The organism is Sphingomonas sp. BL-S-29 (genome assembly GCF_055521495.1).
Genome location: NZ_CM145482.1, coordinates 205,336 through 231,822 on the forward strand (window position 1 = coordinate 205,336; position 26,487 = coordinate 231,822).

The 26,487-nt window shown below is 65.0% G+C and carries 23 protein-coding genes and 1 tRNA gene; 5 read left to right on the forward strand and 19 right to left on the reverse strand.

What is annotated here, in order from left to right; translation table 11 throughout:
• Window positions 1–51: 51 nt before the first annotated feature.
• The 5 genes from ACZ1I2_RS00950 to ACZ1I2_RS00970 all read right to left on the reverse strand — a co-directional run bounded on the left by ACZ1I2_RS00950 (window position 52) and on the right by ACZ1I2_RS00970 (window position 8,812).
• On the reverse strand, window positions 52–729 hold the full coding sequence (locus ACZ1I2_RS00950; protein ID WP_465171455.1) for a glutathione S-transferase family protein: 678 nt from the start codon (window positions 727–729) through the stop codon (window positions 52–54).
• Window positions 730–900: 171 nt separating this feature from the next.
• On the reverse strand, window positions 901–5,421 hold the full coding sequence (gene gltB / locus ACZ1I2_RS00955; protein WP_465175433.1) for a glutamate synthase large subunit: 4,521 nt from the start codon (window positions 5,419–5,421) through the stop codon (window positions 901–903).
• Window positions 5,418–6,860, reverse strand: coding sequence for an NAD(P)-dependent oxidoreductase (locus ACZ1I2_RS00960; protein ID WP_465175432.1), 1,443 nt, complete (start codon window positions 6,858–6,860; stop codon window positions 5,418–5,420). Before ACZ1I2_RS00960 ends, gltB begins: the two co-directional genes overlap by 4 nt.
• 162 nt (window positions 6,861–7,022) lie before the next feature.
• The gene (locus ACZ1I2_RS00965; protein WP_465175431.1) at window positions 7,023–7,826 is read right to left on the reverse strand and encodes an undecaprenyl-diphosphate phosphatase; all 804 of its coding nucleotides are present in this window, start codon (window positions 7,824–7,826) and stop codon (window positions 7,023–7,025) included.
• A gap of 56 nt (window positions 7,827–7,882) precedes the next feature.
• Window positions 7,883–8,812 (reverse strand): complex I NDUFA9 subunit family protein, encoded by a 930-nt coding sequence (locus tag ACZ1I2_RS00970; protein ID WP_465175430.1) that lies wholly within the window; start codon window positions 8,810–8,812, stop codon window positions 7,883–7,885.
• Between the two features lie 98 nt (window positions 8,813–8,910).
• On the opposite strand from ACZ1I2_RS00970, the gene ACZ1I2_RS00975 reads away from it, so the two are divergent.
• Both ACZ1I2_RS00975 and ACZ1I2_RS00980 read left to right on the forward strand, forming a co-directional pair.
• Window positions 8,911–8,997: transfer RNA gene (locus tag ACZ1I2_RS00975), tRNA-Leu, on the forward strand.
• A 178-nt stretch (window positions 8,998–9,175) separates the two neighbouring features.
• Window positions 9,176–10,450 (forward strand): tyrosine-type recombinase/integrase, encoded by a 1,275-nt coding sequence (locus ACZ1I2_RS00980; RefSeq protein ID WP_465175429.1) that lies wholly within the window; start codon window positions 9,176–9,178, stop codon window positions 10,448–10,450.
• Between the two features lie 65 nt (window positions 10,451–10,515).
• Here the strand turns inward: ACZ1I2_RS00980 and ACZ1I2_RS00985 are convergent, their stop codons facing one another.
• On the reverse strand, window positions 10,516–10,722 hold the full coding sequence (locus ACZ1I2_RS00985; protein WP_465175428.1) for an excisionase family DNA-binding protein: 207 nt from the start codon (window positions 10,720–10,722) through the stop codon (window positions 10,516–10,518).
• A gap of 756 nt (window positions 10,723–11,478) precedes the next feature.
• Between ACZ1I2_RS00985 and ACZ1I2_RS00990 the strand changes: the two genes are divergently transcribed.
• Genes ACZ1I2_RS00990 through ACZ1I2_RS01000 form a run of 3 tightly spaced genes read left to right on the forward strand, consistent with a single transcriptional unit; the run spans window position 11,479 to window position 14,359 of the window.
• Complete coding sequence (locus tag ACZ1I2_RS00990) at window positions 11,479–12,324, forward strand: ABC-three component system protein (protein ID WP_465175427.1); 846 nt, start codon at window positions 11,479–11,481, stop codon at window positions 12,322–12,324.
• Window positions 12,321–12,569 (forward strand): ABC-three component system middle component 6, encoded by a 249-nt coding sequence (locus ACZ1I2_RS00995; RefSeq protein WP_465175426.1) that lies wholly within the window; start codon window positions 12,321–12,323, stop codon window positions 12,567–12,569. Before ACZ1I2_RS00990 ends, ACZ1I2_RS00995 begins: the two co-directional genes overlap by 4 nt.
• Window positions 12,566–14,359: an ABC-three component system protein gene (locus ACZ1I2_RS01000; protein WP_465175425.1), complete on the forward strand. Its 1,794-nt coding sequence runs from the start codon at window positions 12,566–12,568 to the stop codon at window positions 14,357–14,359. Before ACZ1I2_RS00995 ends, ACZ1I2_RS01000 begins: the two co-directional genes overlap by 4 nt.
• Before the next feature lie 101 nt (window positions 14,360–14,460).
• Here ACZ1I2_RS01000 and ACZ1I2_RS01005 read toward each other — a convergent pair whose 3' ends face one another.
• The 13 genes from ACZ1I2_RS01005 to ACZ1I2_RS01065 form a co-directional block, all read right to left on the reverse strand.
• Window positions 14,461–14,679 carry a helix-turn-helix transcriptional regulator gene (locus ACZ1I2_RS01005; protein ID WP_465175424.1) on the reverse strand — a complete coding sequence of 73 codons (219 nt, stop codon included), beginning with the start codon at window positions 14,677–14,679 and terminating at the stop codon, window positions 14,461–14,463.
• A complete protein-coding gene (locus ACZ1I2_RS01010; protein ID WP_465175423.1) occupies window positions 14,676–14,894 on the reverse strand; it encodes a DUF2274 domain-containing protein in 219 nt (72 codons plus the stop codon). Before ACZ1I2_RS01010 ends, ACZ1I2_RS01005 begins: the two co-directional genes overlap by 4 nt.
• Before the next feature lie 9 nt (window positions 14,895–14,903).
• Window positions 14,904–16,094 (reverse strand): TraB/TrbI/VirB10 family type IV secretion system protein, encoded by a 1,191-nt coding sequence (locus ACZ1I2_RS01015; RefSeq protein WP_465175422.1) that lies wholly within the window; start codon window positions 16,092–16,094, stop codon window positions 14,904–14,906.
• A complete protein-coding gene (gene trbG, locus ACZ1I2_RS01020; RefSeq protein ID WP_465175421.1) occupies window positions 16,091–17,023 on the reverse strand; it encodes a P-type conjugative transfer protein TrbG in 933 nt (310 codons plus the stop codon). Before trbG ends, ACZ1I2_RS01015 begins: the two co-directional genes overlap by 4 nt.
• Window positions 17,020–17,832 (reverse strand): conjugal transfer protein TrbF, encoded by an 813-nt coding sequence (gene trbF / locus ACZ1I2_RS01025; protein WP_465175420.1) that lies wholly within the window; start codon window positions 17,830–17,832, stop codon window positions 17,020–17,022. Before trbF ends, trbG begins: the two co-directional genes overlap by 4 nt.
• A complete protein-coding gene (gene trbL, locus ACZ1I2_RS01030; protein WP_465175419.1) occupies window positions 17,832–19,133 on the reverse strand; it encodes a P-type conjugative transfer protein TrbL in 1,302 nt (433 codons plus the stop codon). Before trbL ends, trbF begins: the two co-directional genes overlap by 1 nt.
• A gap of 111 nt (window positions 19,134–19,244) precedes the next feature.
• Window positions 19,245–19,991, reverse strand: a complete 747-nt coding sequence (trbJ, locus tag ACZ1I2_RS01035) for a P-type conjugative transfer protein TrbJ (RefSeq protein WP_465175418.1) — start codon at window positions 19,989–19,991, stop codon at window positions 19,245–19,247.
• A gap of 4 nt (window positions 19,992–19,995) precedes the next feature.
• Complete coding sequence (gene trbE / locus ACZ1I2_RS01040; RefSeq protein WP_465175417.1) at window positions 19,996–22,434, reverse strand: conjugal transfer protein TrbE; 2,439 nt, start codon at window positions 22,432–22,434, stop codon at window positions 19,996–19,998.
• Window positions 22,428–22,700 carry a VirB3 family type IV secretion system protein gene (locus tag ACZ1I2_RS01045; protein ID WP_465175416.1) on the reverse strand — a complete coding sequence of 91 codons (273 nt, stop codon included), beginning with the start codon at window positions 22,698–22,700 and terminating at the stop codon, window positions 22,428–22,430. Before ACZ1I2_RS01045 ends, trbE begins: the two co-directional genes overlap by 7 nt.
• The gene (locus ACZ1I2_RS01050; RefSeq protein WP_459113012.1) at window positions 22,697–23,032 is read right to left on the reverse strand and encodes a TrbC/VirB2 family type IV secretion system protein; all 336 of its coding nucleotides are present in this window, start codon (window positions 23,030–23,032) and stop codon (window positions 22,697–22,699) included. Before ACZ1I2_RS01050 ends, ACZ1I2_RS01045 begins: the two co-directional genes overlap by 4 nt.
• 2 nt (window positions 23,033–23,034) lie before the next feature.
• Window positions 23,035–24,024, reverse strand: a complete 990-nt coding sequence (gene trbB / locus ACZ1I2_RS01055) for a P-type conjugative transfer ATPase TrbB (RefSeq protein ID WP_465175415.1) — start codon at window positions 24,022–24,024, stop codon at window positions 23,035–23,037.
• Window positions 24,021–24,422, reverse strand: a complete 402-nt coding sequence (locus ACZ1I2_RS01060; protein ID WP_465175414.1) for a CopG family transcriptional regulator — start codon at window positions 24,420–24,422, stop codon at window positions 24,021–24,023. The genes trbB and ACZ1I2_RS01060 overlap by 4 nt, the downstream gene beginning before the upstream one ends.
• A gap of 2 nt (window positions 24,423–24,424) precedes the next feature.
• A complete protein-coding gene (locus tag ACZ1I2_RS01065) occupies window positions 24,425–26,476 on the reverse strand; it encodes a conjugal transfer protein TraG (RefSeq protein ID WP_465175413.1) in 2,052 nt (683 codons plus the stop codon).
• Window positions 26,477–26,487 lie beyond the last annotated feature (11 nt).

The following is a 26,487-nucleotide window of genomic DNA, read 5'->3' on the forward strand; positions in this document are numbered from 1 at the left end:
AAGAGAACGCTCGGGCTGAGCAGAACGACCCCGCTCCCGGCCGGATCAGACCTAGAAGTCGAAATCCACGTCGTCATATTCCTTGGGCGGGTTGATCCCCGTCATCCGCTCGGACAGCAATGGACGAAAGCTCGGCCGGCTCTTGAAGCCGCGATACCAGCGCGCGGTCTGCTCATGCCCCTTCCAGTCGATCCCGCCGAGATAATCGGCGACCGAGATCTGCGCGGCGGCGGCGAGATCGGCGAGGCTCATCGTCGCGCCGGCCACCCAATTGTGATGGTCGAGCAAATAATCGGTATAGTCGAGATGCCGCTCGGCCGCCTTCATCGCTTCGCGCAGCACGCGCGCGTCGGGGGCGTCCCTGGTCACGATCCGCTTCATCATCCGCTCGCCGAGCAGCGGCGCGGTCACGTCCTGGAAGAATTGCGTATCGAACCATGCGGCCAGCCGGCGGATCTCGGCCCGGTTGACCGCGGTGCCGTTGATCATCGCCGCCTTGTCGACCGTCTCCTCGAGATATTCGCAGATCGCCATCGAATCCATGAGCAGGATATTGCGCTTGGGATCGACCATGACCGGCACTTGGCCGGCCGGATTCATGTCGAGGAATTCGTCGCGCCGGTCCCACGGGTTCTCCAGGACGAGATCGTACCCGACGCCTTTTTCACCGAGCAGGAGCCGGACCTTGCGCGAGAAGGGGCACAGGGGGAATTGATAAAGCTGCCACATATGGCTCTGTTAGGCCGACAGGCCGGGCGGGGGAAGGCATGATGACGGACGATTTGGTCGAGGCGGTGGCGATCGTCTAAACCCATCCCGAAACCGCAATCCTTCCGTCGATACTGGCTATCGACGAAAACCGAGCCCGGCCACGTGAGCACAAGTTGGGCGTCCCGGCGCCTATTCCGCCGCCACCATCTCCGACCGGTCGTCGAGCGGGTGTGCCAGGCGGGTCAGCATTTCCTTCGGCACGACCTGCCAGAAGCGGTCGATCGCCCGGCCCCAATCGTCGAGCAGCGCCGCCGACCATTTGCTGTCGGTCGCCGCATGGTGCGCGCGCACCAGGTTGAGCAGCACTGCCTCCCAATGCATCGACGACAGGCGCTGCCACACGATGTTCTCCGGGTTGGCGCGACGTTCGAAGCTGCCGTCGGCGTCATAGACAAAGGCCATACCGCCGGTCATGCCGGCACCGAAGTTCGCGCCGACCGGCCCCAGCACCACCGCGGTGCCGCCCGTCATATATTCGCACCCGTTCGCGCCGCAGCCCTCGACCACCACGGTCGCGCCCGAATTGCGCACCGCGAAGCGCTCGCCTGCCTGGCCCGCCGCGAACAGGCTGCCCGAGGTCGCGCCGTACAGCACGGTGTTGCCGATGATCGTATTGTCCTGGCTGGCCAGCGGTGAGCTCACCACCGGGCGCACCGCGATGATGCCGCCCGACAGGCCCTTGCCGACATAGTCGTTGGCGTCGCCGAACACTTCGAGCGTGATGCCCTTGCACAGGAACGCGCCCAATGACTGGCCGGCGGCGCCGCGCAGCCGGACATGGACATGCCCGTCGGCCAGCTTCGACATTCCGAAGGTGCGCGTGATCTCGCTCGACAGCCGCGTGCCGACAGCGCGGTGCGTGTTGCGCACCGAATAGGTCAGCTGCATCTTCTCGCCGCGCGAGAACACCGCCGCCGCATCCTTGATCATCTGCGCATCGAGGCTGTCGGGCACTTCGTTGCGCCACGCCGACAGGCTGAAGCGCCGCTGGTCGTCATCCGCATCGACCTTGGCGAGGATCGGGTTGAGATCGAGATCGTCGAGATGCTCGGCGCCGCGACTGACCTGCCGCAGCAGCTCGGTGCGGCCGATCACCTCATCCAGGCTCTTGAAGCCCAGCCGGGCCAGAATGTCGCGCACTTCCTCGGCGATGAAGGTCATCAGGTTGATGACCTTTTCCGGCGTACCGGTGAACTTGGCACGCAGCCGCTCGTCCTGGACGCACACGCCGACCGGGCAGGTATTGGAATGGCATTGCCGCACCATGATGCAGCCCATCGCGACCAGGCTGAGCGTGCCGATGCCGAATTCCTCGGCGCCCAGAATCGCGGCGATCACGATGTCGCGTCCGGTCTTCAGCCCGCCATCGGTCCGCAGCTTGATCCGCCCGCGCAGCCCGTTGAGCGTCAGAGTCTGGTTGACCTCGCTCAGGCCCATTTCCCACGGCGTGCCGGCATATTTGATGCTGGTCTGGGGGGAAGCGCCGGTGCCGCCGACATGGCCGGACACCAGGATCACGTCCGCATGCGCCTTGGCGACGCCCGCCGCGACGGTGCCGATACCGGCCGACGAGACCAGCTTCACGCAGACGCGCGCGACCGGATTGATCTGCTTCAGGTCGTAGATGAGCTGCGCCAGATCCTCGATCGAATAGATGTCGTGATGCGGCGGCGGGGAGATGAGCATAACCCCCGGCGTCGCATGGCGGAGCTTGGCGATGAACTCGGTCACCTTGAAGCCGGGCAACTGCCCGCCCTCGCCGGGCTTGGCACCCTGCGCGACCTTGATCTCGATCTCGTCGCAGGCGTTGAGATATTCAGCCGTCACGCCGAACCGGCCCGACGCGATCTGTTTCACACCCGAATTGGCATTGTCGCCGTTCGGATAAGGCGCGTAGCGCGCCTTGTCCTCGCCGCCCTCGCCCGACACGGCCTTGGCGCCGATGCGGTTCATCGCGATTGCCAGGGTCTCGTGCGCCTCGGGGCTGAGCGCGCCGAGCGACATGCCCGGCGTGACGAAGCGCTTGCGAATCTCGGTGATCGCCTCGACCTGGTCGATGGCCACACCCTCATTGGGGTAGTTGAACTGGAACAGGTCGCGCAGATAGACCGGGGGCAGCGCCTCCACCCCGCGCGAGAATTGCAGATAGGTCGAATAGCTGTCGGTCGCGACCGCGGTCTGCAGCAAATGCATCAGCTGCGCCGAATAGGCATGAGTCTCGCCGGTATGCCGCTGGCGGTAGAAGCCGCCGATCGGCAGATTCACCACCACTTCGTCATAGGCGGCTTCGTGCCTGAGCGCCGCGTTGAGATGCAGCGAGGCATAGCCTTCGCCCGAGATCTTCGCGGGCATGCCCGGGAAGAGATCGTTGACCAGGCTGCGCGACAGCCCGACCGCCTCGAAATTATAGCCGCCGCGATAGCTGGAGATCACCGCGATCCCCATTTTCGACATGATCTTGAGCAGCCCCTCGTCGACCGCATGGCGATGGTTGGCGAGGCACTTTTCGATGCTCAGGTCGCCGAACAGCCCGCGCTGGTGCCGGTCGACGATCGACGCTTCGGACAGATAGGCATGCACCGTCGTCGCGCCGACGCCGATCAGCACTGCATAATAATGCGTGTCGAGGCATTCCGCGGTCTGGATGTTGATGCTGGCATAGGAGCGCAGGCCGCGGCGCACGAGATGCGTGTGCACCGCCGCCGCCGCGAGCACGCCGGCGATGCCGACCCGGTCCGGCCCGATGTTCATGTCGCTCAGGAAGATCTCGCTCTTGCCTTCGCGCACGGCCTGTTCGGCCTCGGCACGAATGCGCGCGATCGCGGCACGCAGCGTCTCGGGCCCCCCGCCGCTTTCGAAGGTGCAGTCGATATCGGCGACCTTCGGCCCGAAAAAGCTCTTCAGCCGCGCCCAGTCGGCCCCGGTCAGCACCGGCGAATCGAGCACCAGCACACCGTCGCGCCGGTCCTCGGTGTCTAGGATGTTGGCGAGATTGCCGAAACGGGTCTTGAGCGACATCACGTGCCGCTCGCGCAGCGAATCGATCGGCGGGTTGGTGACCTGGCTGAAATTCTGCCGGAAGAACTGGCTGATCAGCCGGGGCTTGTCCGAGATGACCGCGAGCGGCGTATCGTCGCCCATCGACCCGATCGCTTCCTTGGCGCCCTCGACCATCGGCGACAGGATCAGCTCCATGTCCTCGAGTGTCTGCCCCGCCGCGACCTGGCGGCGGGTGAGGTCGGCGCGCTCGAACCGCACGGTCGAATCGCTCGGTGCCGGCGGCAGATCGTTCACGCCCAGGAAATTGCCGATCATCGTCGCGTAATCGGCCTCGCCGGCGATCTGGTCCTTGATCTCCCGGTCCTTGAACAGGACGCCCCGGTCCAGGTCGACCGCGATCATCTGGCCCGGCCCGAGCCGGCCCTTCTCGATGATGGTCGATTCGGGCACGACGACCATGCCGCTCTCCGAACCCACGATCAGCAGGCCGTCCGAGGTGCGGGTGTAGCGCAACGGGCGCAGCGCGTTGCGGTCCATGCCCGCCACTGCCCAGCGGCCATCCGTCATCGCCAGCGCAGCCGGGCCGTCCCACGGCTCCATCACGCTCGCCAGATATTTGTACATGTCGAGATGCGCCCTGGGCATCTCGCCCTTCGGGCCCCAGGCCTCGGGCACCAGCATCAGCTTCGCGGTCGGCGCGTCGCGGCCGGAGCGGCAGATCGCCTCGAAGGTGGCGTCGAGCGCGGCGGTGTCGGACGCACCGGCCGGGATCACCGGCTTGATGTCCTCTGAATATTCGCCGAACGCGAGGCTCGCCATCTTGATCTCGTGGCTGAGCATCCAGTTCTTGTTGCCACGGATCGTGTTGATCTCGCCGTTGTGCGCAAGACAGCGGAACGGCTGCGCCAGCCACCATTGCGGGAAGGTGTTGGTCGAATAGCGCTGGTGGAAGATCGCGACGCGGCTTTCGAAGCGCTGGTCGGTCAGGTCGGGATAGAAGACCGAAAGGCTCTCCGCGAGGAACAGGCCCTTGTAGATGATTGATCGGCAGCTCAGCGAGCAGATGTAGAAGCCCTGGATCTGCGCGGCGATCACGCGCTTCTCGATCCGGCGGCGGACGAGATAGAGATTCTTCTCGAACTCGGCGGCGCTCTGCTCCTCCGGCAGCGGCCCGGCGATCATGATCTGCTCGATCTCGGGGCGGGTCGCCTGCGCCTTTTGGCCGATCACCGACACGTCGACCGGCACCTGGCGCCAGCCATAGATGGTATAGCCTTCCTCGATGATCGCGCTCTCGACGATCGTCCGACAATCCTCCTGCGCGCCGAGATCGGTGCGCGGCAGGAAGATCATGCCGACCGCGAGCCGGTTGGACATGGTCTTGTGGCCCGAGGCGCTGATCGCGTCGTCGAAGAACTTGACCGGCAGGTCGACATGCAGCCCGGCGCCGTCGCCGGTCTTGCCGTCGGCATCCACCGCGCCGCGGTGCCACACGGCCTTCAGCGCATCGATCGCCGACTGGACGACGCGGCGTGACGGCGTGCCGTCGGTCGCGGCGACCAGGCCGACGCCGCAGGCATCCGATTCGAATTCGGGGCGGTACATGCCGACCTCGGCGAGGCGGGCGCGTTCGGAATCCATCTTGGTCATGCGGCCTTCTTCCCTGCCTTGGCCTTCGCCTTCAGCCAGCTGTGCATCGTCGTCGCGACATCGCGACCGTCGCGGATCGCCCAGACCACCAGGCTCGCGCCGCGCACGATGTCGCCCGCCGCGAAGACGCCGTCCAGCGAGGTCATCAAGGTCTTGTTGTCGACCAGCAACGTGCCCCAGCGCGTCACGCCGAGTTCCGGCGCACCGAACAGCGCCGGCAGTTCCTCGGCGTCGAAGCCGAGCGCCTTGATCACCAGGTCGGCCGGGAGGGTGAAGCCGCTCTCGGGCTCCGCCTCGGGCGCGCGGCGGCCGCTCGCGTCGGGGGCGCCGAGCCGCATCTTCGTCGCGTGCACGCCCGTCACCGCCTCGCCCGCGTCGAATGCCTGGGGTGCGGAGAGCCAGACGAATTCGACGCCTTCCTCCTCGGCATTGGCGACCTCGCGCTGCGACCCCGGCATGTTGGCGCGGTCGCGGCGGTACAGGCACTTCACCGACGTCGCGCCCTGGCGGATCGCCGTGCGGACGCAGTCCATCGCGGTGTCGCCGCCGCCGATCACCACGACATTCTTGCCGGCGGCATCGAGCTTGCCATTGTCGAAGTCCGGCACCGCGTCGCCGAAGCCCTTGCGGTTGGATGCGGTGAGATAGTCGAGCGCCTCGACCACGCCCGCGCTGCCGACGCCCGGTGCCTTGATCGCGCGGGGCTTGTAGACGCCGGTCGCGATCAGGATCGCATCGTGGCGCTGGCGCAGCTGGTCCAGCGTCGCGTCGCGCCCGACCTCGAAGCTTTCATGGAATATGATGCCGCCCGCCTTCAGCCGATCGACCCGACGCGTGACGACATGCTTCTCCAGCTTGAAGCCGGGGATGCCATAGGTCAGCAGACCGCCCGCCCGGTCGTGCCGGTCATAGACATGCACATCATAGCCCATCACCCGGCAATATTCCGCGGCGGAGAGCCCGGCCGGCCCGGCACCGATCACGCCGACCGACTGGCCGCGCGACGGACCCGACACCAGCGGCTCGACCCAGCCTTCTTCCCAGGCGGTGTCCGTGATGAACTTTTCGACTGACCCGATCGTCACCGCGCCGTGGCCGGAGAATTCGATCACGCAATTACCCTCGCACAGCCTGTCCTGCGGGCAGATGCGGCCGCAGATTTCGGGCATGGTCGAGGTTGCGTTGCTCAGCTCATAAGCCTCGCGCAGCCGGCCGTCGGCGGTGAGGCGCAGCCAGTCGGGGATATGGTTGTGCAACGGGCAGTGCACCGAACAATAGGGCACGCCGCATTGCGAGCAGCGCCCGGCCTGTTCCTCGGCGGCGATCGGCGCATAGCGATCGGCGATCTCGCGGAAATCCTCCGCGCGCGGCTTGGCCGGGCGCTTGCCCGGATAGGCCTGTGCCCGGTCCACGAACTTCAATGTGTTGCCGTCAGCCATGCTCGCCCGCCTCGTAAAATCGAGGTGGCGCTAGCGTTTCTCCAGGCGAATGTCACGTAGAATCCGCCATATAGGTAAGCTATACTGTCCTATTTTGCCGCATTTATTGCTGTGGTGACTCCGCTCTAAACTGTAATTGCAAATATTTGTTCCGTATCGGCCTTATATCAACAACCATGCCAGCGCCGCAGCGCCAACGATGATTCGGTACCAGGCAAAGGGCGCGAAGCCATGCCTGCCGACAAAGGAGACGAACCAGCGGATCACCAATAGCGCGACGATGAACGACACGACGAAGCCGATCGCGATCGCGGTGAGGTGTGCGTCGCCCAGTTCATGCCGCCCCTTGTAGAGCGCGAGCGTGGTCGCCCCCAGCATGGTCGGGATCGCCAGGAAGAAACTATATTCCGCCGCCGTCTCGCGATCGACGCCGAGCATCAGCGCGCCCATGATCGTCGCCCCCGAACGGCTGACGCCGGGGATCATCGAGACGCACTGGATGACGCCGATGCCGAGCGCGGTCCGCCAGGTCATCGCCTCGACCGACGCGGCGGTGACGCGCTTCGACAGCCGTTCGATGATCAGGATCAGCACGCCGCCGACGATCAGCGCGACGCACACCACGATCGGCGCAATCACCGGCGCCTCGAGCACTGCCTTGATCGAGCCATAAGCCAGCGCACCGACCACCGCGGACGGCAGGAAACCGAGCAGGACGTTGCGGGTGAAATGGATCGCACCCGGATCGCGCTTCAGCAGCCCCTGCAACACGCCCATGAAGCGCCCCCAGAACAGCACCACGACCGCCAGGATCGCGCCGAGCTGGATGACGATGTCGAAGGTCGCATCCGCCTGGGGCAGGCCGAACAGCCGCCCGGCGAGGATGAGATGCCCGGTCGAGGAGACGGGGAGGAATTCGGTCACCCCCTCGACGATACCGAGCAGGATGATGATGATCAGGTCCACGCGCATTCCCCCTTTTGCGGCGGCCTGCCGCGACTGATTACCCGGCCAGAATCAGGTCACGCGGCGGCGCGCGTTCCGAATCGTCCATGACGGCGATATTGCACGAGCCAGGCCGGCGCGACCGCATCCATCGGCGTTGGCGACACGCCGAGCGCGGCAAGCCCTTCGGTGCCCGCCGCGACGACATTGTCCTGCTGCAGCATCTGCCATTGGTCGCGCGTGATCGGCGCGCCGGGCAGGAAGCCCCCCATCGCGATCAGGCCGCCGACGACATCCGGCACCTCGACGATCGACGGCTCGCGGCCGACCGCGCCGGCGATCCAGCGAATCAGCGCACCCATGGTCAGAACGTCCGGCCCGCCCAGCTCGAAGGTCTTGCTCTGCGCGCCCTCGCCGCCGAGCGCGTTGACCACGGCCCGCGCCACATCGGCGACATAGACCGGCTGGAGCTTCACGCCCGCGCGCAGCACCGGCACCACCGGCAAGGCGATCATGCTGGCGAATCGGTTCACGAACTGGTCCTCGCGGCCGAATATCAGCGACGGCCGCAGAATCGCCGCCGCCGGGAAGGCAGCACGCACCGCCGCCTCGCCCTCGCCCTTGGAGCGGCCATAGGCCGACGGGCTCGCGGGATCGGCACCGATCGCGGAGACGTGCACCAGCGCCGGCACGCCCGCCGCGGCTGCGGCTGCGGCGACGGCCTGTGCGCCGTCGACATGCACCGCCTGGAAATTGCCCTTGAGCACGCCCACCAGGTTCACCACAGCATCGGCACCCTGCACCGCCCGCGCGATGCTGGCGGGCTTGCGCACGTCGACTGCGGCGAACTGGGTCTGACCGAGGCCGCCCAGCGGCTTCAGGAACAGCGCCTCGCGCGGATCGCGCTGCGCGATTCGCAGGCGCGCGCCGGCGGCGAGCAGTTCCTGCGCGACATAGCGGCCGAGAAAACCCCCGCCGCCGATCAGCGTAACCAGCCTGTTCTTCATGCCTCAGTGCCTTGCCATCCGTGAGCCGCCCCCATGCCGCGCGACACCCGAGTTGACAAGCCGCACAAGCGTCCCCTAAGGCCCGCGCCCTACCCCGTGCCCAGATGGCGGAATTGGTAGACGCACCAGCTTCAGGTGCTGGCGGTCGCAAGGCCGTGGAGGTTCGAGTCCTCTTCTGGGCACCAGTTTCTGCCTCTGGATTCGTCCAGAGGCGTCCAGCAAGCGGCTGGTTTCAAAGCACAATTTCATCGACGATCGCTGGCAACCATCCGGGTTGATCCAGCTGATTCCAGCAAAAGAGCCACAAAAAGAGGCTCATTTTGTGTCTGCTAGGTGGACCCGGAGAAAACCGGGATCACGACGATGCTGACACAACTCCAGATCACCTCCGCCAAGCCGAAGGCGAAGCCATACAGACTCGCTGATGGACAGGGCCTCGTGCTCGTCATTCAGCCCAGTGGCTCGAAGCTCTGGCGCTTCCGCTATCGATATGGCGGCCACCAGAAAACGCTCCACCTCGGTCCCTGGCCGGCTACGTCGCTCGCCGACGCTCGCGAGAAATGTCGCGAGGCGAGAAAGGCTATCGCCGCCGGGCTCGACCCGGCGCTCGAGAAGAAGCGCGCGAAGGTCACCGCGCGGTTCGCCGTCGCAACCTCGTTCAAGGAAGTGGCGCTCGAGTGGATCGCGAAGTGCGAGCGGGAAGGTCGCGCCGAGGTCACATTGGACAAGATTCGCTGGCTGCTCGGCATGGCCTATCCTTTGATCGGCTCTCACCCGATCAACTCGATCACGCCCACCGAAGCGCTGTCCGTCCTGCGCAAGGTCGAGGTCAAGGGTCGATACGAGAGCGCACGGCGCATGCGCAGCGTGCTCAGCCGCGTGTTTCGCTACGGCATCGCGACCGCGCGCTGCGATCGCGACGTGGCGGCCGACCTGCGTGGCGCGCTGACGACCCCCAGGACCACGCACCACGCTGCCATTACCGATCCCGAAGAGGTCGGCATCCTGCTGAAGACGATGGACGGCTATACCGGGCAGGCGGTCACGCGGATGGCGCTTCGCCTGTCACCGCACCTGTTCGTCCGGCCGGGAGAGTTGCGCCAAGCCGAATGGACCGAGATCGATGTCGAGAAGGCCGTCTGGTCAATTCCCGCCGAGCGGATGAAGATGCGGCGACCGCACCGGGTTCCACTGTCCCGGCAGGTCCTCGCGATGATCGCGGAGTTGCGCGAGATCACCGGGCATCGCCGGCACCTGTTCCCCTGCATGGGCAGTCCGAGGAAGCCCATGTCCGAGAATGGCGTCAACCAGGCGCTGCGCCGGCTCGGATATGAGCATGGCGAGATGACCGCGCATGGCTTCCGGGCGATGGCGGCAACGCTTCTGAACGAGATGGGCCAGTGGAACCCGGATGCGATCGAACGGCAGCTCGCCCACCAGGAAGCCTCGTCGGTCCGCCGCGCCTATGCACGCGGCGAATATTGGGACGAGCGCGTCGCCATGATGCAACACTGGTCAGATTATCTGGACGGCCTGCGCGACGCGGCCGAGGCTCCCAGGGTTGCGAAACCAGTCTCTCGCAAGCCCAAGGCGGGCAAATCCAAGGCCGGGCGTCCGCGAGGCCGACCGAGACGGTAAGCCGCCATCCCCGCGGGACATCATCTCGGTGATGCCCCGCCGGGATGTGATTGCCTTCAGAACAGTCAGCCCTGCGCTGCCCCGGGTGCCCCGGTGAGCGCCTTCAGACTTCCATATTGGATGAGAGTGGCACGTCCGACTTTCACGGCCTCTAGATCGCCGGATTGGATCAACTCGTAGATGCGGGATCGGCTGAGACCGGTTATCCGGACAGCGGTGGAGATACGCACCGTGAGCGGCTCAATCTTCTGCTCCCAGGCCCGCTCGATCATTTCTGCCACCGAAATACAGCTTGCGCTCCATCAACCGCGAGCCAGCCCCCCTCGCGAACAATCGCAAACATGAAAATAATCTGTTCGGTCAGGAACGTCGCCGGCGTCATTCGTGTCTCCGGCCCACGTGCGATTTAGTCGCTCTCCGGGGCCCGGCGAAAACTAACAAGGGCGAGATGGGAGGGTCAGACCATTTCGAGGGACGTACCGGCACCATCTGGTGAACCCAGGATTGGCCGCTGAGGGAGCCGCTCCAAATGACGCGAAGGTTGGACACGCCATACTGATTCCCTATCCGTGGTTCCGGATAGGGCGGGAGGGATTCGAACTCAGGCGCTAAGCGATTGATTCATCGCGATCCTGTTTCGGTCTTTCTCGCCGCGTACCATGAAAAGTACCATGCCGACTTTTCCGTCCGAAATCAGAGCTTTGCAGGCTCAGCTCGACGGACGGCCTGCCTATCGTAGCCACGATCCATAATCAAGACTTCAGGGCAAATTGCCATGCTGCCCGACACTGAGGACACCTCCGTTCATTTCCGACACAGAGGTTGGAAACGATTCATTCCCCAAGCAGGCTGCTTGATCGGATTAAGCTTAGCGTTCATGATGGTTAGCGGATCGCGCCGGGCCAAGATTAACACTGAGGTTCAATTTGACGCTTTCGCGATCTCGGAAAAAGGCTGTCCGAGCAGCGCTAGAACTGAAGTTGCGGAGGGCGAAAGGGACGCGGCTCCAAGAGTTTTTCGCCGAGCTGATGACGACGATCCACGGCGACAAATTCCAGCCAACAGGAACCGATTATTCCCGCGGTGACCTTCAGTGCGACGGAATTCTACAGGACCCCCTGACCATCTTTGCTTGCTATGGCCCCGTCAATGCGGGCGCGAACGCGACCGACGCGGCGATGAAGACGGCGATCGCTAAGGTGGGTACCGACTTTGCTGGCGCCCTTGAGCATTGGCCCAAGCTCAAGGTGTGGAAATTCGTTCATAACTATGTCGAGCAACCCCCCGCACAAATCGTCCAAAAGATCTTGGAACTGCGCGAACAACATAGCACGATCACGATTGAACTTTTCGGCAAGGAGCAGTTCGAAAATTTGCTTCTTTCGCTCGATGCCGAGGAGATCGAGGCGCTCGTCGGCGATGCTGCGACCGACGAGGATTTTCGCGCCCTCCAGCCGACTGTCGTACTATCGGTCGTCGAAGGCATCATGGCCGTCGTCGATCATCGCTACGCCCCCGACGATGCGCCCGTTGTGGTCCCGCAGCAGAAACTGCATTTCAACGGCCTGTCCGCCCACTCGCAGGACCGGATCGTGAAGGGCATGCAGAATGCACCTCGCGTGGCCAAGCTCGTACAGGATCATCAGGATCCGCTGCTCGAGAGCAATCTCGCCGGCGCATTCAAAGCCAAATACCTCGACTTCAAGGCGCAGAGCCTCGATCCGGATGACATCCTTTTCCATCTTTATGATTTCGCCGCTGGCGGGGGAAAGACGTCAGCTGCGCTCGATGTGTCGGTGTGGAGCCTCCTGGCCTACCTGTTCGAGAAATGCATGATTTTCGAGGATAAGCCGGTAACGACGAGAGCGGCATGATCCTTCCCGGCAAGAACCTTCGGCCCGACAGGGCTCTTCTGACGATCGGCGGCGAGATCCTCGCCGTTCTCGATCAGGAAAGCTCGGTATCCGCTGTCTGGGAATCCGTGCGGGCGCGCAGGTCGAAAGACCAGGACGCCTCGCCGTTGCCGTTCGACTGGTTCGTACTGGCCCTGTCGCTGCTGTTCGCAATCCGGGCGATCGAACTGAAAGACGATCTGCTTAGCAAAAGGTCGGCCGCATGATCCGGTCGATCAGCAGCACGCTGCCATCGTTCAAGGCGCTCGGGTTTAACCCCGGCCTTAACATCATCTTGGCCGATGTCGCCGAAAACTCGACCGATCGGCACACCCGCAACTCGGCAGGCAAGACCAGCCTCGTCGAGATCCTTCACTTCCTGCTCGGCAGCGACGTTGGCAAGACGTCGCTGTTCAAGCATCCCGCCCTGGTCGACCATAGTTTCACGGTCGAGTTTCTTCTTGGCGATCGCTGGGTGTGCGCCACCCGCTCCGGCGCCAGCGAAGACCAGATCATCCTGTCGTCCGCAGATGCCGAAGCCCTCGGCTTCGCGCAACCGCGGGATCTGTTCGAGACCGGCGACGAGCCGACAAGCATCTCGCTCGATGCCTGGAAGGGAATCTTGGGCGCCCGATGGTTCGCCCTGCCGACGGACCGGTCCGAGACCGACTTTGATGGCAAGGGTGCGCCGAGCTTCCGGCAGCTGGCCGGCTATTTCGCGCGCCGGCGGAAAGTCGGCGGCCTCAACAGCATCGAGAAGAACAGCAGCGATCAGCAACCCAGCAGTTGGCAGGTGTCCTTGTCCTATCTGCTGGGCCTCGACTGGCGCGTGGCCCGCAAGTTCCAAAACATGCGGGATCGCAAGAAGGTGATTAGCGCGCTGAGCAAGGCGATTAAGGACGGAGATCTCGGACAGATTTTCGGTACGACTGCGGAAATCCGGCCGGAACTGGCGCGGGCCGAGGAGCAGATCGAAAAGCTCCGTGCACAGGTCGACAGATTTCAAGTGCATGACAGCTACCGCGAACTCGCCACTCAGGCCTCGACGCTGAAGGACCGCGCTACCGAGCTCACCTTCGCGCTCGCAGAAGCCGATTCGGCAGTCGACTATATGGCGAAGGCGCTCAAACAGGAGGCTCCACCTGCCTATGCCGACGTCGAGCGGCTCTATGCCGCCGCAGGTGTCGAGCTTCCAGATGTCGCTCTGCGCCGTTTTGACGAGGTAAAAGCATTTCAGGCATCAGTCGCGGCCAATCGGCGCCTCTATTTGCAGGAACAGATCGACGAGATTATCACGCAGCGTGACAGTCTGAGACAGCAGCTTGAGGATGTAAGCGGCAAACGGACAGACATCCTGCAAACGCTCGACGGCAAGGGCGCGTTCGAGGATCTGATCCGCCTTCGCGAGCTGTTTGGCGAACTTGTCAGCCGCGCCGAAACCTTACGCAGCAAGCTCCAGCATGCCGCTACCCTCGAAAACAACAAGGCTCAGCTTAAGGCCGAAGCTGCGGATCTGGAGCTGATGCTTCAGCGCAGCCATGAGCAGGCGGAGGACAGCATCAAGCGAGCAACCGTGCTAGTCGATCATGCGATTACGAAGCTCTATGACGATCGCACCGGAAACCTCATCGTCGAGGCGTCGCGCACTGGCCCGAAGTTCCGCATCGAAATTCAAGGCGGCGGCAACAAGGGCGGCATCGACATGATGAAGCTCTTCTGTTTCGACACCGCGCTGCTGCGTATTGCGTTCGATCGCTTCGCACCGGGGCCGCGGATGCTCGTGCATGACAGTCATCTGTTCGACGGGGTGGATTCCCGGCAGGTCGCGCAGGCGCTGGTCTACGGCATGGGCATCGCTGGCGAGGTCGGCGGCCAGTACATCGTGGCACTCAACAGCGATGAGTTCGACAAGGCCGAGCTCGCCAGCGACGTTCGGCTCAAGCCATTCGTTAATCCGGTTAAGCTGACCGACGACGAAACCGGAGGGCTTTTTGGTTTCCGCTTTGATCTAGAATAGCGCCCCACGACGGGAGCGATAACGACATCGCAGCGTCGGCGTTTCTGCGCCCTCAACTCGGCTTTTGTCACGCCGCCAGATTGTTGGCTGACGAGTGCTTGTTAGACCTTCCTCTTCTTGCCCTCGAATCCATCCTTCACAGCATCGATCCAAGCGATGATCTCCCGGTCACTCCACCGCGAGGCGAAGGGCGAAAGTTTGTATGGCGCTGGAAACTTTCCTTCCTGGATCAGACGATAGATCATGGTCTTGCCAAGTCCGACGCGGCGCTTGACCTCGTCGAGCTTGACGAACCGATCCGAGATCTCTGTCTCGCTCATTTTCCGGCCAGGCGGCTGCGAACGAAGTTTCGGTCGCTCTCGAGGAACGCCGCCAACATGGCAGGCACGAGTTCGGTGACAGACTCTTCACGCCCGTACGCCGCCGCGTAAAGCGCAGCGTATTGCTGCAGCATCAGGTGCAGATCGGGCGTGACGGTGATCGCCAGCTTGACCGGAGTCCTGTCCGGCAACCTTGCCAGTTTTAGTTCGGGCATGACGTGCTCCTAGCCGCGCCAAGGCGCGAGAATGAGATCCTTGTGAACGACCAGCCGGACGATCGCTCCGGGCCGGATCGTGATCGTCGGCTGAATGTTGAGATTGCGCGACGTGAGCTGATCGCCGGCCCGCGATACATTCTGCTGAGCCGACTCCCTGATCGCCTGGACGAGGTCGCTCTCACCGGTAACCGTCAGTTGCGAACCCACTCCAAGCAGCGTGGAAAGCGCGACCGCTTTGAGCAAGGCCCAGGTGTGGAAATCGACCTTGTCCTGAAGCCCAGCGTATCCGGACGCATCGGTCGCCGGCACATTGTCGATCCTCATCGAACTGCCGTCCGGCAGCATGATCCGCTGCCAGACGATCAGCGCGCGCTTCTGGCCGAACGCCACGACACTGTCATAACTGCCGATCAACCGCGACCCCTGCGGAATGAGCAAGATGCGACCCGTCGGGCTGTCGAACACTTGGCTAGTTACCTGCGCCGTCACCAGCCCCGGAAGGTCGGACCTGAGCCCAGTGATCAGGCTCGCCGAAATGACGCTGCCCGCCGAAAGCAGGTAGGGCGACGGTGCCGCCATCAGCGCGTGTGGATTGATGTCCCCGGAGCGATCGAGCGTAGCGACGAACTGGGCCTTACGTCCCTGAGCGTTAGGGTCCCGGTCCGGATCGAGAGCCGGACCTGATACCTCCGGCGTTGGAGCCGCCGGCGCTGCGGCGTCGGCTGCTACTGTCGGCGACGTTGCGGTGCGGCCTTGCACCAACACTCCGGATTGGCGAGCGGCCCTTAACTCCGACAACCGCCGCTCCCTTTCCTGCGCCTCCGACTGGCCCGAAGGATCATTGCCGACGCCGGTTTCCATTGCCATGCGGCGCTGGCTTTCGAGGATCGGCCTGCCCAAGTCGCCGGGGAGGGGTGGGCCGAGCTTCGGGGTATCGCCATATGTCGCCGGCAAGCCATTCAGAGCGTCAGTCGATGGACGATTGCTCGGCTCCGACAATTCCTGACGGTCGGCGACCGCGCTGAAGACGCGCGGTTTCAGCGCGATCCATGCGACGACAACCAGGCTGACGGATCCGAGTGCGGCAACGGCGATGATCACGCCGCGACGGAAGCGTATCGCGCGCGCCGGCTTCGTCCGGATCGCCAACGTCTCGGGATCGAGCTTCGCGGTTGGAGAGATGGATGGCTCGCTCATGAGCGCTTCCCCTTTCGCGAGGGAGTGCCGTCACCGACACGTGCGATCCGGACAACCTGCTGCTTCCTGGTGCCGAGCCTAAGCTCGGCCGCGTCGAAAATCCGGTCGACGACATAGAACCGGCCGCGGACACGATAGTTGACCAGCTCGGCCTCGCCGGTCGGCCCGACAACGAATAGTGGGGGCGCCTCGCCTACGGCAATGCTGGCGGGGAACTCGACAAAGGTCTGCCGGCCATCGTCGAACGCACGAAGCGGGCGCCATGCAGGTGCGTCGCCACTGATCACATAGTTGAAGTGGAGGCTGTCGATCGCCAGTCCTTCGGAGACCGGGGCCGCAGCCGCAGCCTGGTCAGCTGCCCGGCGCAGGGCGATCAACTGGTCGGCTGGGTATGTCCACGACAAGGCGGCCATCGCGGTGCGCGACGTTGCGGTGAGCTGGAGGTGGTAGCTCCGCCGATCCGTCGTCACGACAAGGTTGGTCGCAAGGCCGGAGGTGAACGGCTTCACCAGGATGTGCGTTCGCTTGTCTGCACCGGCGCCGCTTGTCGTGTCGCCAATGACCCACCGGACTGTATCGCCGGCTGCCACCGCCACAAGATTTTCGCTGGGCTGCAAGGCAATGTCGGTCACGGCACCGGGCGCCGTGTAGACTTGGTAGATCGTGCCGTCGCTGAACGGGAAGACCTGGACCGCATTCACGAAGCCCTGTGCCTGCGGCTCCAGTGTTGCTGCACGATTGGCCGCAGCGACACGCGCCACCATCGGGTTTACCCGTTTGCGGGCGATAGCTCGCCGAGCTGGCTGCCTCGGCGCTGGCGACGCCTTCGCTGCGGCAATGGGTCCCGGCGCTGGCTGAGGCGTCGTGGTCTGGGCCTGCACTGACGTCGCAATGATCGCGAGGGCAGACGCTGCGAGAACGAACTTCATGGGCGTGACTCCTGGGCGGGCTGCGTGGGAGCAGCGAGATTGGGATCGAGGGGAGAACCGAGCGGCAGGCCTGCCGGGACAGGCGGTGGGGGAGCGGGCGGCGGTGTCGGACGCGACTGCGCTGGAGGATCGAGTTCCCGACTCCAGTCGACCGCGTCGACGTAGACGCCAAGCGGGTTCTTCCGGAGCGTGTCCGCATCGGTAGGCGCCCGCATCACGACGGTCAGGATCGCCGTCCAGCGCTGTGTTCCGGCCTGCGCGCCGCGCTCGTAGGCGGTCTCGGTCCATTTGACCTGGAAGGACCGATCTGACGCGCGCACCACGCTCGTCACCTGAACCGACACCGTCCGCTCGCCGATACTGGCAAAGGGATCGGCGGTCCGAGCATAGTCGCCGAGAAACTGGGCGCCGCGCTTGGTGGTGAAGTCATAGGCTTCGAGCCAGTCCTGGCGAACCAGCACCGGATCGAGCGATCGGCCGCGGACGTTCGCGATGAATCGCGACAGGTGCCACGCGATCTGCGGATCAGTGGGGTGATAGCCTGCCTCCGCTTCCGAGACGGCGCGCGCCTCGCCCAGCCGGTCGACCTCCACGACATAGGGGGTGATGCGGCTTTGCACCGACTGCCAGATGAGAGCTGACGAGAGACCGCCGGTGAGGGCAAGGCACCCGAACGCCATCAGGCGCCAGTTACGCGCTTGCACGCGGGCGGAGCCGATCCGCTCATCCCAGACCTGGCCGGCACGCTGGTAGGGCGTCTCCGGCTCCGGGGTTTGTCCGTAACGCTGGACGGCGCGTTTGAAGATCATCAGTCGTCCCTTTCCTTGATGTCGGGGGTGGCGGAGGCTCCGCCACGATCGCCTTGCTGCAAGGTGTGAAGCGCGATCTGGCGGTGATGTCGGGCGGTCTGCTGGCCGCGCATGGCTCGTGCCCAGGCCGGGGTGCCGTCGGCGCCGGCGGATAATCCTGCTTCGGCCCGGCGGCCGCGGTTGAGTGCGTTCCAGGCCGCAGCCCGACCCTGCGAAGCGGCTTCGCCCAGGCCGAGCGCGCTCGAAGCCCGCTCGCGGGCGGCATTGCCGGCGGCGCGCGCCACGCCGCCGAGGCCAGCCGACATCGTCGGTGACGACGCGGTCTCCTTGCCCAGCGTGTAGGCGGTCGAAGCTGCCGATCCCATCGAGGTGCCGGCCCGCACTGCGCCGAGTGCCGCGCCGCCAAGGGCACGAGCACCGCCAACGGCTACGCCGCCCGCAAGCATCGTGATACCGGCCGCCCCGACGGTCGTGCCGAGCGCGGCACCAGCACCAAGTTGCGGAGCTCCCGCAACGAGGCCCGAGGCAACGCTTGGACCAAAGATGCCGAGACCGAACATGGTCAGGCTGGCGAGCATCAGGCTCAGCGCCTGGCCGATGTCGGGCTCCTGGCCCTGAAGTGCGGCGGTGAACTCGGTGAAGAAGTTGGAGCCGATACCGACGATGACGGCGAGCACCATCACCTTGATGCCCGACGAGACCACGTTGCCGAGGACGCGTTCGGCCAGGAAGCTGGTCCGGTTCCAGAGCGCGAATGGTACTAGGATGAAGCCGGCCAGCGAAGTCAGCTTGAATTCGATGATCGTGACGAACATCTGCACCGCGAGAATGAAGAAGGTGATGATGATGATCGCCCAGGCGAACAGCAGCACAGCGATGGTCAGGAAATTGTCGAAGAAGCTGACGAACCCCGTCAGCTCGGACACCTGCTGAAGTAGAGGCCACGCGGCCGAGAAACCTGTCCCCGCGAGGCGGCCGGGTTTGAGAAGATCGGCCGCTGACATGCCGCCGCCGCCCGCAGTGAGGCCGGCCTGCGCGAACGAGCGGAAGATGATGTCGGCAAGGGTCGAAAAGCTGTTCAGGATGAACGCGAACGCGCCGATGTAGAGGATCTTCTTGAGGAAGCGACCGATCACATTGTCGTCGCCGCCCATCGCCCAGAACAGTCCGGCCAACGTGATGTCGATGCCGATCAACGTCACGGTCAAGAAGTGGACGTCGCCGCCGAGCAAACCGAAGCCAGCGTCGATGTAGGTGATGAACGCCTGCATGAAGCGGTCAATGACATTGAGATCGTTCACGTCTGTTGGTTCCTCGGCGAAGTGAAAGAGGCCGCGGGGCGAGGCCGGGGGAGCAAGACCCCACCCCGCGGCGGACGACGGGAGGCGGACCGTCGCCGCCCTCCGGCGCGCCTATTGGGGGGTGTAGGCGGTGCCGGAACCGAGGAACTTCTTGGTCGCCGCCTGCGCATCGATCTGCGCTTGCGCCTGCCGCGCGCGCTCGATCGTCTCAGCGCGATACTGGGCGGCCATCATGTTCTGGATCTGGAACTGCTGCTTGGCGCTGAGCGCCAGCAGCTGGTTGGTTGCCTGCTGCGCCTGCAAGGACCCTTCGGCGCCCTGGCTCTTCGCGACCAGTGACGACAAGGTCTGGGCATCGGCCGCCACGTTTTCGGCGACCTGCGCCTGCACGGTCATCGTGTGCTGGTAGGCGGTCATGGCGGTGTCGAGGCGAGAGCGCGCAGCAACGACCTGATCGTTCATCCGCAAAGCCTGGCCGAAGCTCTGCGGGAAGAGCTGGTGGAATTGCTGGTCGAGGCCGGAGACCTGGAGCCGGATGCCCTGGGCTTGCCCCATCAGGCGGTCGACCTGCTGCAGCGTCTGGGTCAGCGCCTGCAGCTCGGGGAAATCGATCGTCGTCAGGTTCTTCGCCTGGTTGAGCAGGCTTCGCGCCTGGTTTTGGAGCGACTGGATCTGGTTGTTGATCTGGGTGAGCGTCCGGGCGGCCGTCAGGATATTCTGGCTGTAGTTGCTCGGGTCGAACACCGTCAGCTGGGCGTGGGCAGGCGTGCTTGTCATGGCCAGGCCCATGGCGAGCGAGCCGGCTGTCGCGAGACCTAGCGCGCTCGCGATCAGATATTTTCGGGTGAGGAAACGCATCACATTACTCCTTTGCTTGGGGGGCGGGAAAATCGGCGAGCAGGTCGGCGGCCCAGTCGAGGCCGGCCGACGCGAGGAAGCGGGCCGCGAAATCGGAGAGGCCGTCGTCGGCGATCATCGCGTCGATCCGCGATTGCGTGGCGGGGTCGGACGCGCCGCACAGGGCTAGCGCGACAGGGCCAAGCCCCAGTTCAAACAGCCGATTGCCGCGCGCCGACTGCAGGTAATATTGCCGCTTCGGCGTGGCGCGGCTGACCAGCTCGATCTGGCGGTCGTTCAGTCCGAACCGCTCGTAGGCCTCGCGGCTCTGCGGCTCGATCGCGCGATCATTGGGAAGCAGGATGCGCTGCGGGCAACTCTCGATGATGGCCGGAGCGATGCTGCTCGACGCGATGTCGGCGAGACTCTGCGTCGCGAACAGCACCGCGACGTTCTTCTTGCGCAGCACCTTGAGCCATTCGCGAATGCGCGCGGCGAACAGGGGATGGTCAAGGAATATCCAGGCCTCGTCGAGCACCAGCAGGGTCGGCCGACCATCAAACCGCTCTTCCAGCCGGTGGAAGAGATAGGTCAGTACAGGCGCCACCACGCCGGCCTGGCCCATAAGCTCCTCGGTCTCGAAGCACTGGACATCGGCGAAGGCGAGATGCTGCTCGGCCGCGTCGAGCAGCCGTCCATAGGGGCCGTCGAGCGTGTAGGCGCCGAGTGCGGTGCGAAGCGCATTCGATTGGAGGAGCAGAGTCAGCCCGGTCAGGGTGCGTTCCTCCGGCGGCGCTGACGCGAGGCTGCCGAGCGCCGACCAGACGGCATCCTTCACCTCGGGCGTGACGAGGACCTTCTCGTGCGCGAGCAGCGCCGCGATCCATTCCGCCGCCCAGCTCCGCTCGGTGGCGTCATCGATCCTGCGCAAAGGCTGGAACGCCAGCGTCTCACCGGCATCGGCACCAAGGCCGAGTGCATGGTGTGCGCCACCCATCGCCAGCACGGCCGCCCGCGCTGAAAACCCCTTGTCGAAGATATAGACCTGGGAGCCGGCATAGCGCCGGAACTGAAGCGCGATCAGTGCGAGCAGCACCGATTTGCCGGCGCCCGTCGGTCCGACCACCAGCATGTGCCCGACGTCGCCGACATGCGTCGACAACCGGAACGGCGTCGAGCCCGCCGTGCTGGCATGGAGCAACGGAGGACCGTCGAGATGGGCGTTGCGGACAGGGCCGGCCCAGACCGACGACAGCGGCATCAGATGCGCGAGGTTCAGCGTGTGGACCAGGGGCTGCCGGACGTTCGCGTAGACTTGCCCTGGCAGCGACGACAGCCACGCCTCGACCGCGTTGACGCCTTCTCGTATCGTCGTGAAGCCGAGCCCGTTGACGATCCGCTCGACCCGCCTGACCTTGTCTTCGACGCCGGCGCGATCACTATCGCTGACCGTGATTGTCGTGGTCAGGTGGCCGAACGCGACATGGTCGCCGCCCAGGACCTGAAGCGCTTGGTCGGCATCGACGACCTTGTTGTCGGCGTCGGTGTCGAGCAGCTGCGATGGCTGGTTGTACATGATCTCGCGCAGGAGCGCGGTGATCGACTTGCGCTTGTTGAACCACTGCCGACGCAGCCTGGTCAGCGCCTTGGTCGCGTCGCTCTTGTCGAGCGCGATGAAGCGCGTGACCCAGCGATACGCGAAATCTTGGTGGTTGAGCGCATCGAGGATGCCGGGGCGGCTCATGCTTGGGAAGCCGAGCACCGTCAGCGTGCGCAGGTGGGTGCCGCCGAGCCGCGGCTCCAGCCCGCCGGTCAGCGGTGTGTCGACGAGCAGCGCGTCGAGATAGACGGGCATCTCCGGGACCGCGACACGATGCGGGCGATTGGAGATGGTACCATGCAGGAAAGTCAGCGTCTCGGAATCATCGAGGGCGCGGACCTCGGGCATGAAGCTCGCGAAGAGATCCAGAGCGCGATCGCTTTCGGCGATGAAGCTGGACAGCGCTCCATGCCAGTCACGGCCCTTGTCGGCATCGGGCCGCTCGACCAGCGAACGGCCGGCCGCCTCGGCGCTGTCCGGCGTCGGCAGCCAGGTCAGCGTCAAATGGTAGCGGCTCTCATAATGTTCGCCTTCGGCGAGGAAGGCGGCACGGCGTTCCTGGTCGACGAGCCAGGACGCGGCGTCCGGGAAGCCGCTGTCGGGGTAGGCGGATGCCTGGCGACGCTCGGCCTCGAAGAACAGCGCCCAGCCCGTCCCGAACCGCTTGAGGACATTGTTTTCCTGGGCGCAGGCCGAAATCAGTTCGCCCTCGGTTGCGGACTCGAGGTCAGGGCCTCGGAAACGCAGCGTACGCTGGAAGCTCCCATCCTTGTTGAGGATGACGCCAGGCGCGACGAGCGCCGCCCATGGAAGATGGTCCGCCAGCCGGTCGGGCCGGTGACGATATTCGGCGAGGTTCAGCACGCGAAATAGCCTTTCTGGCGGAGATGACGGATCAGCACGGGAGCGAAGTCCGGGTCACGGCGAGCGGCAAAGACGGCTATGCTGTGACCGATCGCCCAGAGCACGAGACCGGCGATCCATTGTTGAAGGCCGAGGCCGACGGCGGCGGCCAGCGTTCCATTGACGATCGCCAGCCCGCGCGGTGCGCCGCCGAGCAGGATCGGCGATCCGAGGCTCCCGTGAATGGGAGCCTCGAAACCTTCGAGATGTTGGCCGGCGCCGATCACGCGATCAGCGCCCCACCGCCGAAGCTGAAGAAGCTGAGGAAGAAGCTCGACGCCGCGAATGCGATCGACAGGCCGAAGACGATCTGGATGAGGCGCCGGAAGCCGCCGCTGCTCTCGCCGAATGCCAGCGTCAGGCCGGTGACGATGATCACGATGACGGCGACGATCTTCGCGACCGGACCCTGGACTGATTCCAGCACCTGCTGGAGCGGTTGCTCCCACGGCATGCCTGATCCCGCCGCCTCCGCGGCGGGGGCTATGGCAAGGGTCAGGCCGATGGCCGCGCCGACGAGGAAGGTCGATCCGCGAGACGGAATCTTGGCAAGTTGCATGGTCATTCTCCTTGGGGGTTGAGGGGCGAGAGGAAGTCGGCGAGCGCGTAGGCGCCGGTGTCGGGATCTAGCCCGGCGACACGCGCGATCTGCGAAATGCGGCGCTGGAGGCCGCGTCCGGAGATGAAGACGATGATGTCGATCGCCTCGGCAATCAGCCGGCGCGGGACCGTGACCACCGCCTCCTGGACGAGACCCTCGATCCGGTAGAGCGCTGAGATCGCGCTATTGGCGTGGACGGTGGCGATGCCCCCCGGATGGCCCGTATTCCAGGCCTTGAGCATGTCGAGCGCTTCGGGACCGCGCACCTCTCCGACGATGATGCGGTCAGGGCGCAGGCGCAGCGTCGAGCGGACGAGATCGGCCATCGTCACGACGCCCGGTCGCGTGCGGAGGGCCACCGTGTCGGCGGCGGGACTTTGCAGCTCGCGCGTGTCCTCGATCAGGATGACGCGCTCGTCGACCCAGGCCATTTCGGCGAGCAGCGCATTAGCGAGCGTGGTCTTTCCTGAGCTTGTGCCGCCGGCGACCAGGATGTTGTAGCGCTGGGTGACGCAGGCCTTCAGCCGGTCGGCAGCGGCCGGCGCCATGATGCCGTCAGCCACATAATCGTCGAGGCTGTACAAGCGCTCGGCGGGCTTGCGGATCGAGAAACAGGGTGCGGTCGATACGGGCGGCAGCACTCCTTCGAACCGCTCTCCGGCACGTCCCTCGATATGCGGTGGCAGTTCGGCAGAGACGATCGGCGCATCGCCGTGAACCTCGGCCCGAGCATGGGAGGCGACGAGGCGAATGATCCGCTCGACCTGGGCGGCATCAATCCGCACGCCCGTGTCGGTGCGGCCTTCGCCAAGCCGATCGAGGCGCAGCGCCCCATCGGGATTGACCATGATCTCGATGACACGGGCATCGGCCAGTGCTTCGGCGATTGCCGGCCCCATCGCCGTGCGCAGCATCGCGCGCCGACGGACGGCGGAAATACCGCCGGTCACTGGCCCGGCTCCGTGGTTCCGATGGTCCTACGCCCGGCGGCTATCTGTCGACCAACCTGCGCGATGAAGGCTTCGAACCGCTTGGCGGCGATGGCGCGGCCGGCATGGTCGTTTTCGGCGAGCGGCGCGTGGATCGCCAGCTCGTAGCGAACGAAAAGGGCCAGCGTTTCGATCTGAACATGACCGTCGCGCTCGAGCCTGCCGATCGCTGCTGTCAGGCGATCCAGGCGGATGCCGAACCGGTCCTCCAGTTCGGAGGCGCCGCGGCGGTTAAGCCAGGCGGTGACGGCATCTGTCAGGATCGCGGATTTGGACGCGCCGGGCTTCGCGGCGAGCGCCTCAAGACGGTCGCTGACCGGCTTGGGCAGGAAAAGCTGGTGGCGGATCTTCTCGACCATGGTCAGAGATCCAGCTGCAGGTCGCCGGGCCGATGCCCGTCGGAACGATCGGCGCCCGCATCTATGGCGTAGACGATGCGAGCCGTGCCGAGCGCCTGGGCTTGGTCCATCGCGCGCTGGTCCGCCGCAAGATCGCCGTCATCCTCGCCAAGGCCCAGCGGGTCGGTCGTGATCGGCTCGGGTGATAGCGGACGGTCGATTTCGTGACCGGGATGCCGGGCCTGCTCGAGACCACCGCCAACATCGTCCCCGTCGCTGTCGGCGGTGGCGCCAAGGCGCGCATCGATGCCGCAGACGATCCCGGCCCAATCGTCCGTGCGCGCAGCGGGTCGATCGGCATAATCGCCGTCCGCAAGTACGGGCGGCGCCTGCACACGTGTCTTGAACCTGCTGTCTTCGTAATAGCGCAGCTTGGTGGCGCGGATCGGCGGCGTACCGGCGACGAGTACCAGCTCGTCGGTGCTGGCAAGCTGCATCACCTCGCCCGGCGTCAGCAGGGCGCGGGCCGTCTCCTGCCGGCTGACCATGACATGCGCCAGCCATGGCGCGAGGCGGTGGCCCGCATAGTTGCGCATGGCACGCTGTTCCGTGGCCGTCCCGAGCGCGTCGGAGATGCGCTTCGCTGTCCGCTCGTCATTGGTCGCGAAGGCGACGCGGACATGGCAGTTGTCGAGGATGGCGTTGTGCTCGCCGTAGGCCTTCTCGATCTGGTTAAGGCTCTGCGCGATCAGGAAGGCGCGCACACCATAGCCGGCGAGAAAGGCGAGGCTGGTCTCGAAGAAGTCCAGGCGGCCGAGCGCTGGAAACTCGTCGAGCATCATGAGGAGCTTGTGTCTCGCGGCGGCGTTGGCGCCGTTCTCGGCGTGCAGATGCTCGGTCAGCCGGCGGCCGATCTGGTTGAGCACGAGACGGATCAGCGGCTTCGTGCGACTGATGTCGGAAGGTGGCACGACGAGATAGAGCGAGACCGGCGACTTGCCCTCGACCAGATCGGCGATGCGCCAGTCGCACCGCGAGGTCACGGTCGCGACGGTGGGGTCGCGGTAGAGACCGAGGAACGACATGGCCGTCGACAGCACGCCGGAGCGTTCGTTCTCCGACTTGTTGAGCACCTCGCGAGCCGCCGATGCCACAACCGGATGGACGAGCGGCGCGTCTGCAGTTCCGAGATGGTTGGTTGTCATCATCCGCCGCAGCGTGGCGGTGAATGGCCGTTGCGGGTCGGACAGGAAGGACGCCACACGGGCGAGCGTCTTGTCCTCCTCGGCATAGAGGATGTGGAGGATGGCGCCGACCAGCAGCGAGTGGCTGGTCTTCTCCCAGTGATTGCGGCGTTCGAGCGCGCCCTCGGGATCGACCAGGATGTCGGCGATGTTCTGGACGTCGCGCACCTCGTCGGTCCCGCGGCGAACCTCGAGCAGCGGATTGTAGCGTGCCGAGCGGGCGTCGGTCGGATTGAAGAGCAGGCAGTGCGAGAAGCGCTGGCGCCAGCCCGCGGTGAGCTGCCAGTTCTCGCCCTTGATGTCGTGGATGACCGCCGAGCCTGACCAGCCAAGCAGCGTCGGAACGACGAGGCCGACACCCTTGCCACTCCGGGTCGGCGCGAAGGCCATGATGTGTTCGGGACCGTCGTGACGGAGATAGCGCGGACCGGTGCGGCCGAGAAATACACCGGATTCCGTGAGCAGCCCGGCCTTGCGAATATCGCGCGCTTCGGCCCAGCGTGCCGAACCGTAGGTGGTGAGGTTGTTTCGCTGGCGCGCACGCCACAGCGAGCCGAAGATTGCGGCGGCGCAACCGGCCAGACCGCTCGCGGCGGCGATCGCACCTGCCTCTTCGAACAGCGTCGGGGCGTAGGCCTCGAATGAGAACCACCAGCCGAACAGTGCCCAGGGCAGGTAGATCGGATGACCGAAGGCTGTGAACCATGGTCGGCCCAGCTCGGGCTGATAGGCCAGTTCTGCCGCAGCCCACTGTGTAGCAAACCAGACGCCCGCCAATACGATGGCGAACACGACAAGGATCTGTCCGATGAGCAGTTTGGTCGGGGTCATGCGGGCCTCCG

What these genes read in the sequence shown, in the direction of transcription:
- ACZ1I2_RS00950 (WP_465171455.1), bottom strand. Translation starts at nt 729, where the DNA reads ATGTGGCAGCTTTATCAATTCCCCCTGTGCCCCTTCTCGCGCAAGGTC.
- gltB (WP_465175433.1), bottom strand. Translation starts at nt 5,421, where the DNA reads ATGACCAAGATGGATTCCGAACGCGCCCGCCTCGCCGAGGTCGGCATG.
- ACZ1I2_RS00960 (WP_465175432.1), bottom strand. Translation starts at nt 6,860, where the DNA reads ATGGCTGACGGCAACACATTGAAGTTCGTGGACCGGGCACAGGCCTAT.
- ACZ1I2_RS00970 (WP_465175430.1), bottom strand. Translation starts at nt 8,812, where the DNA reads ATGAAGAACAGGCTGGTTACGCTGATCGGCGGCGGGGGTTTTCTCGGC.
- ACZ1I2_RS00980 (WP_465175429.1), top strand. Translation starts at nt 9,176, where the DNA reads ATGCTGACACAACTCCAGATCACCTCCGCCAAGCCGAAGGCGAAGCCA.
- ACZ1I2_RS00985 (WP_465175428.1), bottom strand. Translation starts at nt 10,722, where the DNA reads ATGATCGAGCGGGCCTGGGAGCAGAAGATTGAGCCGCTCACGGTGCGT.
- ACZ1I2_RS00990 (WP_465175427.1), top strand. Translation starts at nt 11,479, where the DNA reads ATGACGACGATCCACGGCGACAAATTCCAGCCAACAGGAACCGATTAT.
- ACZ1I2_RS00995 (WP_465175426.1), top strand. Translation starts at nt 12,321, where the DNA reads ATGATCCTTCCCGGCAAGAACCTTCGGCCCGACAGGGCTCTTCTGACG.
- ACZ1I2_RS01000 (WP_465175425.1), top strand. Translation starts at nt 12,566, where the DNA reads ATGATCCGGTCGATCAGCAGCACGCTGCCATCGTTCAAGGCGCTCGGG.
- ACZ1I2_RS01005 (WP_465175424.1), bottom strand. Translation starts at nt 14,679, where the DNA reads ATGAGCGAGACAGAGATCTCGGATCGGTTCGTCAAGCTCGACGAGGTC.
- ACZ1I2_RS01010 (WP_465175423.1), bottom strand. Translation starts at nt 14,894, where the DNA reads ATGCCCGAACTAAAACTGGCAAGGTTGCCGGACAGGACTCCGGTCAAG.
- ACZ1I2_RS01015 (WP_465175422.1), bottom strand. Translation starts at nt 16,094, where the DNA reads ATGAGCGAGCCATCCATCTCTCCAACCGCGAAGCTCGATCCCGAGACG.
- trbG (WP_465175421.1), bottom strand. Translation starts at nt 17,023, where the DNA reads ATGAAGTTCGTTCTCGCAGCGTCTGCCCTCGCGATCATTGCGACGTCA.
- trbF (WP_465175420.1), bottom strand. Translation starts at nt 17,832, where the DNA reads ATGATCTTCAAACGCGCCGTCCAGCGTTACGGACAAACCCCGGAGCCG.
- trbJ (WP_465175418.1), bottom strand. Translation starts at nt 19,991, where the DNA reads ATGCGTTTCCTCACCCGAAAATATCTGATCGCGAGCGCGCTAGGTCTC.
- ACZ1I2_RS01050 (WP_459113012.1), bottom strand. Translation starts at nt 23,032, where the DNA reads ATGCAACTTGCCAAGATTCCGTCTCGCGGATCGACCTTCCTCGTCGGC.
- ACZ1I2_RS01060 (WP_465175414.1), bottom strand. Translation starts at nt 24,422, where the DNA reads ATGGTCGAGAAGATCCGCCACCAGCTTTTCCTGCCCAAGCCGGTCAGC.
- ACZ1I2_RS01065 (WP_465175413.1), bottom strand. Translation starts at nt 26,476, where the DNA reads ATGACCCCGACCAAACTGCTCATCGGACAGATCCTTGTCGTGTTCGCC.